Below are 13,650 nucleotides of genomic sequence, written 5' to 3' on the forward strand. Positions count from 1 at the left end.
CGCAGGCAGGGTGACGGCTCCAGCCCCGCCGTGCTTCGCCCGATGATCTAGCCGCTTCCGCGCCATCCTTGCGGCAGACATGAAAAAGCGCGCAAGGGCACCGCCCTGCGCGCTTTTCTTCATGGCTCAAGCAGTGTTGTTGCGGCGTGTCAGCCCGCGGCGCGGGACTGACGCTTGCGCTCGTGCGGGTCGAGGAACCGCTTGCGCAGCCGGATCGCGTTTGGCGTCACTTCGACCAACTCGTCGTCGTCGATATAGGCGATCGCCTGCTCCAGCGTCATCTCGATATGAGGGGTCAGTCGCACCGCCTCGTCCGTGCCGCTGGCGCGCACGTTTGTCAGCTTCTTGCCCTTCAGCGGGTTCACCTCGAGGTCGTTCTCGCGGCTGTGCTCGCCGATGATCATGCCCTCGTAGACCGGCGCCTGCGCCCCGATGAACATCTTGCCCCGGTCCTCCAGGTTGAACAGCGCGTAGGGCACTGCCGTTCCGTTCTCCATTGAGATCAGGACCCCCGCGCGGCGGCCCGGAATCGGCCCGCAATGCGGCTTCCATTCATGGAACACCCGGTTCAGCACGCCGGTGCCGCGCGTGTCGGTCAGGAACTCGCCGTGATAGCCGATAAGGCCGCGCGACGGGACATGCGCGATGATCCGCGTCTTGCCCGCGCCGGACTGCTTCATCTCCACCAACTCGCCCTTGCGGGTGCCGGTCAGTTTCTCGATTACCGCGCCGGAATATTCGTCATCCACGTCAATGGTCACTTCCTCGACAGGTTCGACTTGCTGGCCGTTCTCCTCGCGGAACAGAACCTGCGGGCGCGAGATGCTCAGCTCGAACCCCTCGCGGCGCATGTTCTCGATCAGAACGCCCATCTGCAGCTCGCCCCGGCCGGCGACCTCGAAGGCCTCGCCACCCGGCGTGTCGGTGACCTTGATCGCCACGTTGCTTTCGGCCTCCTTCATCAGCCGGTCGCGGATCACGCGGGACTGCACCTTCTTGCCGTCGCGGCCTGCCAGCGGGCTGTCGTTGATCCCGAAGGTCACGGTGATGGTGGGTGGGTCGATCGGTTGCGCGGGCAGCGGCGTGTCGATCGCGGGGTCCACCAGCGTGTCGGCCACGGTGGCCTTCGCCATTCCGGCGATGCTGACGATGTCACCTGCCTCGGCCAGGTCGATCGGCTGCTGACTCAGGCCCCGGAAGGCAAGGATCTTGCTCACGCGGAACTGTTCGATCCGCTTGCCGTCGCGCGCCAGCGCGTTGACCGTAGTGCCGGCCTTCAACGTGCCGCTTTCCACCCGGCCGGTCAGGATGCGCCCGAGGAACGGATCCGCGCTCAGCGTCGTGGCAAGCATCTGAAACGGCTTTTCGCGATTCGCCTGCACTTTCGGCGCGGGCACATGTTCGACGATCAGGCTGTAGAGCGCCTTGAGGTCCGCGCGCGGGCCGTCGAGTTCCGCATCGGCCCAGCCAGACCGGCCCGAGGCATAGAGCACCGGGAAATCCAGCTGGTCGTCGTCCGCGTCGAGCGAGGCAAACAGGTCGAACACCTCGTCCAGCGCGCGGTCGGGCTCCGCATCGGGCTTGTCCACCTTGTTCAGCACGACGATGGGCCGCAGGCCCAGCTTCAGCGCCTTGGAGGTGACGAACTTGGTCTGCGGCATCGGCCCTTCGGCGGCATCCACCAGCAGGACGACACCGTCCACCATGCTCAGGATGCGCTCCACCTCGCCGCCGAAATCGGCGTGGCCGGGCGTATCCACGATGTTGATGCGCGTGCCGTTCCATTCGAGGCTCGTGGCCTTCGCGAGAATGGTAATGCCGCGTTCGCGTTCGAGATCGTTGCTGTCCATCGCGCGTTCGGCCACGGCCTGATTCTCGCGGAACGCACCCGACTGCTTGAGAAGTTCGTCCACCAGCGTGGTCTTGCCGTGGTCAACGTGCGCAATGATTGCGATATTTCGCAGGTCCATGTCGTGCTGCCTTGAAAGGGAGAGTTGGACGCGACCTAATGCCCCTCAGCCGACTTGGCTAGGGGAAATCGCGTCGCATCCCGCAACCGTGGCCGATTTGCGCCGCACTGCGGCAGCGGGTCAGTGGCCGGTCGTCGATGACAGCAGATTAATCACCAGAACGCCGGCGATGATCAAGCCCATTCCGGCAATCGCCGCCAGATCCAGGCGTTGCCCATAAATCACTACGCCGAGGACCGCGACGGCGACGATGCCTAGGCCGGCCCAGATCGCATAGACGATGCCCACCGGCATCACCTTTACCGTCAGCGACAGGAAGAAGAAGGCGGTCGCGTAGCCGACGACCACCAGAATGCTGGGCCAGAGCTGCGTGAACTGGCGCGACGCCGGAAGCGCCGTCGTTGCCGCGACTTCGGCCAGAATCGCGATCACGAGGTAGATGTAATGCATCGGCATTGGGTCGGCCCTCCGCGCTGCTCCCCTGTGCGATGTGGCCGATCCCGGCCGTGCTGTCCAGTCGCGCGTGATAGGCCGGGTCAGGGTGCGATGTAGCGGTCGCGCCGGTGGTTGAACGCGATCACCCCGTTCAACACCACCGCGCCGATCAGCGAAAAGATCACCACCCGTGGCGGGAACAGCGCGAAGGCCACCGCGAAGATGCACGCGTCCACCGCCAGTTGCACGTATCCAGCGCGGAACCCGGTCCGGTCCTGCACCATCAGCGCCACCACTCCGATCCCGCCAAGGCTGCCCTTGTGCCGGAAGATCGCCAGCAGACCCAGCCCCGTCACCGCCCCGAACAGCACCACCCCGAGCAGCGGATCGAGCGCTTCGAGCCGCAGCCCTCGCGGCATCAGTTCCGTGGCCACCGACAGCCCCGTCACGCAGCCCAGAGATTTCAGGGTGAACTCCCAGCCCAGCCGCTTCTGCGCCAGCCAGTAGAACGGGATGTTGATCGCGAAGAATACCCAGCCGAACGAGATCCCCGTAACGTAGGACAGGATCAGGGCGATCCCGGCAGTCTGCCCGGTCATGAACCCCAGATAGCTCAGCAGCGTGATCCCAAGTCCGCACAGCAGCACGCCCATGCCGAGCCCCTGCGCATCCTCCAGCGGGCTATGCGCAACGGCCTGCGGGTCTTGGGGGGGCATATGTCCGGGCATGGGTCTGTTCCGTCTTGGGGTCAGGTCTGTCCATGCACCGGCGGACCGGCGAAAGCGATCCCTGACGCTGCGCGCGGCGCGCGCAGCGGTGCGATGTGCCGCAGGTTTTGGCACCTGCCAAGCGCTTGGGCAGCTTGCGCGCGGCGTCAAGATCAAAGCGGTCCGCGCGCTGCGGCGGGTCAGACTGCCCGCCGCGCCCGTATCGCCACCGCCGCCGTGCCCGTCTGCGTGACCCGGAAACGGGCAGCTTAGGAGGTGCCCGTTCAAGCGCCGGGGGGCAGTGCCGCGGGACCGACAGGACCCCTGAAAGACTCCTACAGACCCGCATAGAGATTGGCGGCACTTCCGGGGCGCGGGCGATGCGGGCATGGGTTGGACGGCACGCGGGAAACGAGCCTCCGCGATGCCGCAACGGCTCAGCCCGCCAAGGCGCGGTTGAGGTTCTCGTCCACCTTTTCGAGGAACCCCATCGTGGTCAGCCATTTCTGCTCGGGCCCGACTAGCAGCGCGAGGTCCTTGGTCATGAAGCCGCTTTCCACCGTGTCCACGATCACCTTTTCCAGCGTGGTGGCAAAGGTTTGAAGGGCGCCGTTGCCGTCCAGCTTGGCGCGGTGCTTCAGCGCGCCGGTCCAGGCATAGATGGACGCGATGGAGTTGGTGGAGGTTTCCTTGCCCGCCTGGTGCTGACGGTAGTGACGTGTGACGGTGCCATGCGCCGCCTCTGCCTCCACAACCTGCCCGTCGGGCGTCATCAGCACCGAGGTCATCAGCCCGAGGCTGCCGAAGCCCTGCGCCACCGTGTCCGACTGCACGTCTCCGTCATAGTTCTTGCAAGCCCAGACATATCCGCCCGACCACTTCATCGCGCAGGCCACCATGTCGTCGATCAGCCGGTGTTCGTAGGTGATACCCGCGGCCTTGAACTTGTCCTCGAATTCAGCGGCAAAGACCTCGGCAAAGAGATCCTTGAAGCGCCCGTCATAGGCTTTCAGGATGGTGTTCTTGGTCGACAGGTAGACCGGCCAGCCAAGGCTGAGCCCATAGTTCATGGAGGCGCGGGCGAAGTCCCGGATCGACTCGTCAAGGTTGTACATGCCCATCGCGACGCCGGCGGCGGGCGCGTCGAACACCTCGCGTTCGATCACCTCGCCGTCTTCGCCCACGAATTTCATCGTCAGCTTGCCGGGCCCGGGAAAGCGGAAATCGGTCGCGCGATACTGGTCCCCGAAGGCATGTCGACCGACCACGACGGGGCGGGTCCAGCCGGGCACGAGGCGCGGCACGTTGCGGCAGATGATCGGCTGGCGGAAGATCACGCCGCCAAGGATGTTCCGGATCGTGCCGTTGGGCGAACGGTACATTCGCTTGAGGCCGAATTCCTTCACCCGGTCCTCGTCCGGCGTGATGGTCGCGCATTTGACACCCACGCCGTAGCGCTTGATCGCCTCGGCGGCATCGACCGTGATCTGGTCGTCGGTCTCGTCCCGCGCCATGATGCCGAGGTCATAATATTTCAGGTCGATATCCAGATAGGGTAGGATCAGCTTGTCCTTGATGAACTGCCAGATGATCCGGGTCATTTCATCGCCATCCAGTTCGACGACGGGGTTGTCCACCTTGATCTTGGTCACGGGCGCGTCTCCATGTGCACGACTCGCGGTCAGCGCGGTCCCCTGCCTGATAGCGGAAGATGCTGCGCCTGCAAAGCTTGGTATGCCGTAGTATACAAAAAATTGCGTTGTTGTCCGCGCACTGCCCGGGCGGGTAGCGCAATGCCCGGAAAACAGACCCGGCAGCAAAAAGGCCCGCCGTGAAGGCGGGCCTTGGCGCATCCCCGAGGGACGGGATGCACACGGGGTGGCTGTTATCAGGCGGGATCAGAACCGGTAGGACACGCGCGCCGATACGGTGGTCAGCGACACATCGGTATCGGAGTTGTCGAACTCGCCGAAGTCATTGTAAAGCGCCTCGGCACCCACCGACACGTTGTCGGTCAGCAGGTATTCGGCGCCAATGCCGCCGACCCAGCCCCAATCGTTGTACCCTGACCCGGCGATGTCCGCGTCGGCATAGGCCGCGCCTGCGGTCGCGTAGACCAGAGTGTTGCCAAGGTCGTAGCCGCCTTTCAGCTTGAGACGGCCGATGCCGTTGACCTCCCCGGCATTGCGGTCGAACTGGATGTCCGAGAAGTCGTAGTCGGCTTCACCGCCATAGACGAAGTTGCCCGAGTTCAGAAGGTAGCCCGCGTGCACACCGCCGGTGGCGCCGTCGCCGTCTTCGCCGATGTTGCGCAGCGTGTTGAGCGTGTTGCTGGGCAGGTTCTCGGCCGTGTCGAGAATGCCGTTGTTGTTCACGTCGCCGTCCTGCGTCGTGTCGGTGTCAGCATAACCGTAGCCGATCTGTGCACCGGCATACCCGCCACTCCAGCGGCTGAGCGGCGCCGTGGTGACGACCGGGGCCGGGGCCACTTCGGGTTGCGGTTGGTCAAGGCTGCCTGCGAACGCTGCAGTGGTGCCGCCAGCTGCCACGAGGGCGGTGCCGAAGGCGAGGGAAGCGAGGCGAAGCTGTTGGCTGCTCATTTCTTAGTCTCCTGTGTTCTGCGAGGCGGACCGGATCGGCCCGTCCACGAGGGGGCAACTAAGTGCGACGTGGTGGCGAAAAAGGCCGGACACGCGACTGTGAGCGATCGAGTCGGAATTTTCTTTTTCTTACGTGAGGTTATCAGCGGTTCTTCGCGCAAACCGGCGGGATCTGGCGCATCTTGGCCGATAACGGGCGGCATTTGGGGTTCCTACTTGACCGGCCGTGCGCCCAACGGGCTGCGCGGCGGTCAGTCGGCGGTGAAAAAGGGCAGGATGCGCGCACGCACACGTTGCCAAAGCACCGGCGCGCCGCGCGCGGCGGGTTTGCCGACCCGCGCGTCGATATGGTCCAGAGTGACGGCATAGTCGGTCCAGCTGCCCCCGCCGGAGGCCATGTTCAGCAAGGGCGGCTGGCACCGGTCCAGCGCCTTGGCGAAGCGGGCATCGGCGGTTTCCGCGGCTTCGAACTCTTCCCAAAGCGCCCGCAGGTGCGCTGCCTGGTCGTCCGGCAGAAGGCCGAACAGACGGTCGGCGGCGCGCGCCTCCGCCTCGGCCTGATCGGTGCTGCCCGCGCCCGCCCCATGGATCGGTGTGTCGCCCGCGTCGATTTCCACGATGTCGTGGATCAGCAGCATCCGGATGACCCGGTCGATGGACACGCCCGGTTCGGCCTGGTCGGCCAGCACAAGCGCGAACATCGCAAGGTGCCAGGAATGTTCGCCCGAGTTCTCCTTGCGCGTCCCGTCGGCGATGGGCGAAGCGCGGGTGATCGTCTTGAGCTTGTCGATCTCCACAAGGAAATCGAGTTGCCGGTCGAGACGGTCGGGGAGCCCGGTCATCAGCGTGTCGATTCGGTGAGCCGTTGCTTCACATATCCCGATACGCTGTCGATCATCGTGTCCATGTGCGGTTCTTCGAAGAAATGTCCCGCGCCGTCAATTTCCTGATGCGTGATCGTGATGCCGCGCTGTTCGTGCAGCTTGCCGACCAGCGTACGAGTGTCCGCAGGCGGCGCGACCCGGTCGGAGGTGCCGTTGATGATCAGCCCAGAGGACGGGCACGGAGCGAGGAACGAGAAGTCGTACATGTTGGCGGGCGGCGCGACGGAGATGAATCCGGTGATCTCCGGGCGCCGCATTAGAAGCTGCATCCCGATCCAAGCGCCGAAGGAGAAGCCCGCGACCCAGCAATGCTTGGAATTCTGGTTCATCGATTGCAGGTAATCCAGAGCCGAGGCCGCGTCGGACAACTCTCCGATGCCCTGGTCGTATTCGCCCTGGCTGCGCCCCACGCCGCGGAAATTGAACCGCATCACCGTGAAACCCATGTTGAAAAAGGCATAGTGCAAGTTGTACACGACGCGATTGTTCATCGTGCCGCCGAATTGCGGGTGTGGATGCAGCACGATCGCGATCGGCGCGTCCTTGGTTTTCTGCGGATGGTATCGGCCTTCAAGTCGGCCCTCGGGGCCGGGAAAGATAACCTCGGGCATGGGTGCGCGGACTTCCTTGGCGGGGTGCCGACCACGGTTGACGGGGGCGTGGGGGCACTTTAGAACTGTTCTAATCTTTTTCGTCGGACTCGATTTGGCGAGGATATCGACCTAACCATCTGCCGTGAATTGGTCAATGGCACCTGCGAGGACGGGACGATGAAACTCAGCACGAAGGGCCGCTATGCGATGGTCGCGTTGACGGATCTGGCTTTGCAGCCTGCCGACGCGCTGGTCACCCTGAACGAGATTTCGCGTCGGCAGTCGATTTCGCTGGCCTATCTGGAACAGCTTTTCGTCAAGTTGCGGCGTGCCGGGCTGGTGGAATCGGTGCGTGGGCCGGGCGGCGGCTACCGTCTGGCACGGCCTGCGTCCGACATCCGGGTGTCGGACATCCTGGGTGCGGTGGACGAGACGGTCAGTGCCATGCACAAGGGCGCGGCGGTGTCGGGCGGGCTTTCCGGCAGCAAGGCGCAAAGCCTGACCAACCGGCTTTGGGAGGGGTTCAGCGCGCATGTCTACGTGTTCCTGCACCAGACCCGGCTGTCGGACGTGACGGGCAACGCGCTGGCGCCGTGCCCTGCGGTCCCGTCGCTGCTGAACTTCGTGGATGAATGATGGCGCGGTCGCGGGTCTACCTGGACTGGAATGCGACCGCGCCTCTGCGGCCTGAAGCCCGCGCAGCGATGATCGCGGCGATGGACGTGGTCGGCAACCCGTCCAGCGTCCACGCCGAGGGGCGGGCCGCCACGGCGCTGAAGGAACGCGCCCGCGCGCAAGTGGCCGAGGCGTTCGGCGCGCAGGCGGCGGATATCGTGTTCACCTCGGGTGCGACCGAGGCCGCTGCTTTGGGGCTGGCGGGGCGCGGGCTGCACGGGGCGGCGGTGGAACATGACGCTGTGCTGGGCTGGATCGACGCTGATCTGCCCGTTGATGAAGCGGGGCGTGTCGTGGTGCAGGACCCCGCGCAAAGCGTGCTGCAGTCGGCCAACAGCGAAACCGGCGTGGTGCAGGATCTGCCCGAGGGGCTGGCGCTGGTGGATTTCACGCAGAGCTTCGGCAAGCTGCCGGTCGCCTTCGACTGGTCGGGCGCACAGATGGGCCTCGTTTCGGCGCATAAACTGGGCGGGCCCAAGGGCATCGGCGCGCTCGTGCTGCGGCGCGGGCTGGACGTGACGGCGCGGATCACCGGAGGCGGGCAGGAGATGGGTCGCCGGTCGGGGACAGAGAACCTGGTCGGGATCGCGGGTTTCGGGGCTGCCGCCGAAGCCGCCGCGCGCGAGCTTGCCGATGGTGTCTGGGAAAAAGTGGCCGAGATTAGAAATATTCTAAGTTTGGCGTTGGAAGCTGCGTCAAACGAGACTATTTTTGTCGGGAACACCGGGCCGCGTTTGCCCAACACCGTTTGCGTGATCGCGCCCGGCTGGAAGGGCGAAACACAGGTCATGTCGATGGACCTTGCGGGGTTCGCGGTGTCGGCCGGGTCGGCTTGTTCGTCCGGCAAGCTGCGCGAAAGTCGCGTGCTGCGGGCGATGGGGTTCGATCCGGCGCTGTCGGCGTCGGCGCTGCGTGTTTCGATCGGCCCGGACACCGGGCGCGAGGACGTTCTGCGCTTCGCCGAGGCCTGGGGCAAGGCATACGCCAAGGCGCGGGCTCGGGCGGCCTAAGGCCGGGCGGAATGGAACAAGCGGCGCGCAGGGGCGGGCCGACAACGACACGTTCGAGGGCGTGCAACAGGAATAGCGCCCGACACGGCGCGGCAGAGAGGGAAGTGCAATGGCTGCTTTGGACAACACCGAAGTCCGCGACGGGGTGGACCGGGAAACCGTGGAAACCGTCCAGGCCATGGGCGGCAAGTACAAGTACGGATGGGAAACCGAGATCGAAATGGATTACGCCCCCAAAGGCGTGAACCCCGATATCGTCAAGCTTATTTCAAGCAAGAACGAAGAACCCGAGTGGATGACCGAATGGCGTCTGGCGGCCTATGAACGGTGGGCGCAACTCGACGAGCCGACCTGGGCGATGGTGCATTACCCGCCGATCGACTACCAGGATCAGTACTATTACGCCCGGCCCAAAAGCATGGACGTCAAGCCCAAGTCACTGGACGAGGTCGATCCCAAGCTGCTGGCGACCTACGAGAAGCTGGGCATACCGCTGAAGGAGCAGATGATCCTCGCCGGCGTCGAGGGCGCCGAGGATGCACCCGCGGAAGGCCGCAAGGTCGCGGTGGATGCCGTGTTCGACAGCGTGTCGGTCGGCACGACCTTCCAGGCCGAACTGAAGAAGGCGGGCGTCATATTCTGTTCCATCTCGGAGGCGATCCGCGAGCATCCGGAGCTTGTGAAGAAGTACCTCGGGTCGGTCGTGCCGGTGTCGGACAACTATTTCGCGACGCTCAACTCTGCCGTGTTCTCGGACGGTTCGTTCGTTTACGTGCCGCCCGGCGTGCGCTGCCCGATGGAGCTGTCGACCTATTTCCGGATCAACGCCGAGAATACAGGCCAGTTCGAGCGGACGCTCATCATCGCCGACAAGGGCAGCTACGTGAGCTACCTCGAAGGCTGCACGGCGCCCAGCCGCGACACCACACAGCTTCATGCGGCCGTGGTCGAGATCGTGGCACTGGAAGATGCCGAGGTGAAGTATTCGACCGTGCAGAACTGGTTCCCCGGCGATGAGAACGGCAAGGGCGGCATCTTCAACTTCGTGACCAAGCGCGCCGATTGCCGCGGCGACCGGTCCAAGGTGATGTGGACGCAGGTGGAAACCGGCTCCGCCGTGACGTGGAAGTACCCGTCCTGCATCCTGCGCGGGGAGGAAAGCCAGGGCGAGTTCTATTCCATCGCCATCACCAACAACTACCAGCAAGCCGATACCGGCACGAAGATGGTGCATCTGGGCAAGAACACCAAGTCGCGCATCGTGTCCAAGGGGATCAGTGCGGGCAAGGCGCAGAACACCTATCGCGGGCTGGTCTCGATGCATCCCAAGGCGAAGAACAGCCGCAACTACACGCAGTGCGACAGCCTGCTGATCGGGTCCGAATGCGGCGCGCATACGGTTCCCTATATCGAGGTGCGCAACAATTCGTCCCGCGTCGAACACGAGGCGACCACGTCGAAGGTGGATGATGATCAGCTCTTCTATTGCCGCCAGCGCGGCATGGACGAGGAAGAGGCGGTGGCGCTCGTGGTGAATGGCTTCTGCCGCGACGTGCTGCAGGCCCTGCCGATGGAGTTCGCCATGGAAGCGCAGCAGCTTGTGGCGATTTCTTTGGAAGGCTCGGTGGGCTGACGCCGCCGTGTCGCTGCGCGCTGCCCTTGCTGCCGCATCGCTGACGGGCCTGTTTTGCGCGGCCTTCGTCCTGGTGGCGCGTTTCGTGGGGCCGCTTCTTCCGGCCTTGCCGGTGGTGGCATTCAGCTTCGTGTCAGGCTTTCTGGGAAGCCTGTTTGCAAGCTACGTGCTGCGTCGTCGCCCGGCCGAAAGGGGGGCGCAGGACAGCGGCGAAATCGGGAGACGCAAGTCATGATCGTGACCACCACACCGTCGGTCGAAGGGCGCCGGATCACTGTCTATCACGGCATCGTCGTGGGCGAGGCGATCCTTGGTGCCAACGTATTCCGCGACGTTTTCGCCGGGATCACGGACATTCTGGGCGGCCGGTCGGGTGCCTACGAAGAAAGCTTGGGCGAAGCCCGTGCCACCGCCCTGCGCGAAATGGAACAGCATGCGCGCGAGCTTGGCGGCAATGCCGTTGTCGGGGTCGATCTGGACTACGAGGTTATCAACAACATGCTGATGGTGTCTGCCTCGGGCACCGCCGTCACGCTGGACTGAACGCCGCCTGAGGGTGTGCGAATACATTGAACGGGAAAGAAAATGCTGGAAATCAAGAACCTGCACGTGAAGCTGGAAGAAGAAGACAAAGTGATCCTGAAAGGGGTCGACCTGACGGTCGAGGCCGGCAAGGTCCATGCCATCATGGGCCCGAACGGGTCGGGCAAGTCGACCCTGTCCTACGTTTTGTCGGGCCGTGACGGGTACGAGGTGACCGAAGGCTCGGCCACGCTGGGCGGTGAGGATATCCTCGATATGGAACCCGAAGAGCGCGCGGCAGCGGGGCTGTTCCTTGCATTCCAGTATCCGGTCGAAATTCCCGGCGTCGGCAACATGACCTTCCTGCGCACCGCGGTGAATGCGCAGCGCAAGGCCCGCGGCGAGGAAGAACTGTCCGCGGCGGATTTTCTGAAGGTCGTCCGCGAGAAGGCCAAGGCGCTGGAGATCGACGCCAACATGCTCAAGCGGCCGGTCAATGTGGGCTTTTCGGGCGGCGAGAAGAAGCGCAACGAGATCCTTCAGATGGCGATGCTGGAACCGAAGATGTGCATCCTCGACGAGACCGACAGCGGACTTGACGTGGACGCGATGAAACTGGTGGCTGACGGCGTGAACGCGCTGCGCGACGAAGGCCGCGGGTTCCTCGTCATCACGCACTACCAGCGGCTTCTGGATCATATCAAGCCGGACGTGGTGCACATTCTTTCGGACGGGCGCATCATCAAGACAGGTGGCCCGGAACTGGCCCTCGAGGTCGAGAACAACGGCTATGCCGGCCTGAAGGCGGAGGTGGCGTAATGGCGCTGCCGCAACCCAAGACCGACACGCTGGCGGCGCGGCTTTCCGGGCTGGACTTGCCGGGCGACTCTGGCTGCCTGAAGGTGGCGCGCGAGGATGCGCTGGCGCGGCTCCAAGCGACAGGCCTTCCGGCGCGGCGCGACGAGTACTGGAAATACACGCGCCCCGAAACGCTGACAGCGCCCGAGGTCGTGCCTGCCGCGCTTCTGTCGGACCGCGACACGCCGGTCTTCGACGACATCGACCGGGTAAGGGTCGTCTTCGTGGACGGCGTGTTTGACGCCGAAGCGTCGGATGATCTGACGCTTGCGGGCGTGACCATCGAACGGCTGGCCGATGTCGACGCGCGCGACATTCACTGGGCCAAGGATCTCTACGGCGTGCTGGAAACGCGCGGGCAGACGCCCGTCTCGCGTCCGCTGGCTGCATTGAACACCGCCTTCGCGACCGACGGCCTGGTGATCCACGCGACTGGCAAGGCGGCGCGTCCCGTGGCCTTCGAATACCTGCACCGTAACGAAACGTCGGACGCGCACCTGCACCATGTCATAAAGGTGGACAGTGGCGCCGACGTCACTGTGCTGGAAGACGGCCCGGCAGCCGCGCGCTTCAACAAGGTGATGGAAGTCGATGTCGCCTCGGGCGGAACGTTCCACCATGTCCGCGCGCAGGGGCGCGACCACGAACGGCGTGCGGCCACCCATATTTTCGCGCGGCTTGGCGAGGGGTCGGTGTTCAAGACTTTTACCCTGACTATGAACGGCGTTCTGACGCGCAACGACTGCGTCGTTGAACTGACCGGCGACAATGCCGTGGCGCATGTCGCGGGTGCCTGCGTCGGGGATGGTGATTTCCATCACGACGACACGGTTTTCATCACCCACGATGCCGTGGCCTGTGAAAGCCGACAAGTGTTCAAGAAGGTGCTGCGCAACGGCGCCACTGGGGTTTTCCAGGGCAAGATCCTTGTGAAACAGGGCGCGCAGAAGACCGACGGTTACCAGATCAGCCAGTCGCTGCTGCTGGACGACGACAGCCAGTTTCTCGCCAAGCCGGAGCTTGAGATCTACGCCGACGACGTGGCCTGCTCGCACGGGTCCACGTCTGGCGCGATCGACGAGGAGGGGCTGTTCTATCTGCGCTCGCGCGGGGTGCCCGAATCCGAAGCGACCGACCTGATGACGCTGGCCTTCCTCGCCGAGGCGATCGAGGAAATCGAGGATCAGGCGCTGGCCGACGACATCCTTGAACGGCTTCAGGCGTGGATGGCGCGGCGCCGGCGGGACTGATGCCGGTCACAACCGATATCGTGGCCAGCTATCGCGCGCCCGGGCGCGTGCTGCGGCGGCAACTGGCGGGCGGCGTGCGTGAGGACCGGGCCATCGCCTTCGTCATGATCGCCTGTCTGCTGATCTTCGTGGCGCAACTGCCAAGGCTGGCGCGTGAGGCCGCGCTCGATCCGGCGGCGGGGCTGGCCGAACGGGCGACGGGCGATCTGTTCGTGTGGCTTTTCGTGATGCCGCTGGCCTTCTACGGGCTCGCTGCGCTCAGCCATCTTCTGGCAAAGCCTTTCCGCGCGCGTGGGTCGTGGTTCGATGCGCGCATGGCACTGTTCTGGGCACTGCTGGCAGCCGCGCCGCTGTGGTTGCTGCGCGGTTTGACCGCCGGGTTCGTCGGGCCGGGCACCACGCTTGACCTTGTCACGGCGTTTGCGCTTGGCATTTTCCTGTGGCTCTGGTCTTTCGGTCTGCGAGAGGCCGAATGGCCGCAACATCGCGAGACACGACCGCAGGGGGCATGAC

General features: G+C 64.5%; 15 protein-coding genes. 8 read left to right on the top strand and 7 right to left on the bottom strand.

All coding sequences use genetic code 11. The annotated features are described in order from the left end of the window. Window positions 1-149 precede the first annotated feature (149 nt). The 7 genes from typA to DKT77_RS06365 form a co-directional block, all read right to left on the bottom strand. Window positions 150-1,970 (bottom strand): translational GTPase TypA, encoded by a 1,821-nt coding sequence (gene typA / locus DKT77_RS06335; protein ID WP_109810874.1) that lies wholly within the window; start codon window positions 1,968-1,970, stop codon window positions 150-152. Between the two features lie 120 nt (window positions 1,971-2,090). Further along, window positions 2,091-2,420: a DMT family transporter gene (locus tag DKT77_RS06340; protein WP_146204972.1), complete on the bottom strand. Its 330-nt coding sequence runs from the start codon at window positions 2,418-2,420 to the stop codon at window positions 2,091-2,093. A gap of 86 nt (window positions 2,421-2,506) precedes the next feature. Beyond that, window positions 2,507-3,133, bottom strand: a complete 627-nt coding sequence (locus tag DKT77_RS06345) for a YitT family protein (RefSeq protein ID WP_238547720.1) — start codon at window positions 3,131-3,133, stop codon at window positions 2,507-2,509. A gap of 416 nt (window positions 3,134-3,549) precedes the next feature. Then, on the bottom strand, window positions 3,550-4,764 hold the full coding sequence (locus DKT77_RS06350) for an NADP-dependent isocitrate dehydrogenase (RefSeq protein WP_109810876.1): 1,215 nt from the start codon (window positions 4,762-4,764) through the stop codon (window positions 3,550-3,552). 246 nt (window positions 4,765-5,010) lie between these two features. Then, complete coding sequence (locus DKT77_RS06355) at window positions 5,011-5,712, bottom strand: outer membrane protein (RefSeq protein ID WP_109810877.1); 702 nt, start codon at window positions 5,710-5,712, stop codon at window positions 5,011-5,013. Window positions 5,713-5,963: 251 nt separating this feature from the next. Then, window positions 5,964-6,554 carry an HD domain-containing protein gene (locus DKT77_RS06360; RefSeq protein WP_109810878.1) on the bottom strand — a complete coding sequence of 197 codons (591 nt, stop codon included), beginning with the start codon at window positions 6,552-6,554 and terminating at the stop codon, window positions 5,964-5,966. Beyond that, window positions 6,554-7,207 (bottom strand): alpha/beta hydrolase, encoded by a 654-nt coding sequence (locus tag DKT77_RS06365; RefSeq protein ID WP_109810879.1) that lies wholly within the window; start codon window positions 7,205-7,207, stop codon window positions 6,554-6,556. The genes DKT77_RS06360 and DKT77_RS06365 overlap by 1 nt, the downstream gene beginning before the upstream one ends. Window positions 7,208-7,366: 159 nt before the next feature. Here DKT77_RS06365 and iscR point away from each other — a divergent pair, with 159 nt between their 5' ends. The 8 genes from iscR to DKT77_RS06405 all read left to right on the top strand — a co-directional run bounded on the left by iscR (window position 7,367) and on the right by DKT77_RS06405 (window position 13,649). Continuing rightward, a complete protein-coding gene (gene iscR, locus DKT77_RS06370; RefSeq protein ID WP_109810880.1) occupies window positions 7,367-7,825 on the top strand; it encodes a Fe-S cluster assembly transcriptional regulator IscR in 459 nt (152 codons plus the stop codon). Further along, window positions 7,825-8,874: a cysteine desulfurase family protein gene (locus tag DKT77_RS06375; protein ID WP_109810881.1), complete on the top strand. Its 1,050-nt coding sequence runs from the start codon at window positions 7,825-7,827 to the stop codon at window positions 8,872-8,874. Before iscR ends, DKT77_RS06375 begins: the two co-directional genes overlap by 1 nt. Before the next feature lie 109 nt (window positions 8,875-8,983). Further along, window positions 8,984-10,507, top strand: a complete 1,524-nt coding sequence (gene sufB / locus DKT77_RS06380; protein ID WP_109810882.1) for a Fe-S cluster assembly protein SufB — start codon at window positions 8,984-8,986, stop codon at window positions 10,505-10,507. 7 nt (window positions 10,508-10,514) lie between these two features. Further along, window positions 10,515-10,742: a hypothetical protein gene (locus DKT77_RS06385; RefSeq protein ID WP_109810883.1), complete on the top strand. Its 228-nt coding sequence runs from the start codon at window positions 10,515-10,517 to the stop codon at window positions 10,740-10,742. Continuing rightward, on the top strand, window positions 10,739-11,050 hold the full coding sequence (locus tag DKT77_RS06390; RefSeq protein ID WP_109810884.1) for a heavy metal-binding domain-containing protein: 312 nt from the start codon (window positions 10,739-10,741) through the stop codon (window positions 11,048-11,050). The genes DKT77_RS06385 and DKT77_RS06390 overlap by 4 nt, the downstream gene beginning before the upstream one ends. Before the next feature lie 42 nt (window positions 11,051-11,092). Continuing rightward, complete coding sequence (gene sufC, locus DKT77_RS06395; protein ID WP_109810885.1) at window positions 11,093-11,848, top strand: Fe-S cluster assembly ATPase SufC; 756 nt, start codon at window positions 11,093-11,095, stop codon at window positions 11,846-11,848. After that, a complete protein-coding gene (locus DKT77_RS06400) occupies window positions 11,848-13,137 on the top strand; it encodes a SufB/SufD family protein (RefSeq protein ID WP_109810886.1) in 1,290 nt (429 codons plus the stop codon). Before sufC ends, DKT77_RS06400 begins: the two co-directional genes overlap by 1 nt. Continuing rightward, window positions 13,137-13,649 carry a YIP1 family protein gene (locus DKT77_RS06405; protein WP_109810962.1) on the top strand — a complete coding sequence of 171 codons (513 nt, stop codon included), beginning with the start codon at window positions 13,137-13,139 and terminating at the stop codon, window positions 13,647-13,649. The genes DKT77_RS06400 and DKT77_RS06405 overlap by 1 nt, the downstream gene beginning before the upstream one ends. The last annotated feature ends 1 nt before the right edge of the window (window position 13,650 follow it).

This window comes from Meridianimarinicoccus roseus (assembly GCF_003172915.1).
Lineage (GTDB): Bacteria > Pseudomonadota > Alphaproteobacteria > Rhodobacterales > Rhodobacteraceae > Meridianimarinicoccus > Meridianimarinicoccus roseus.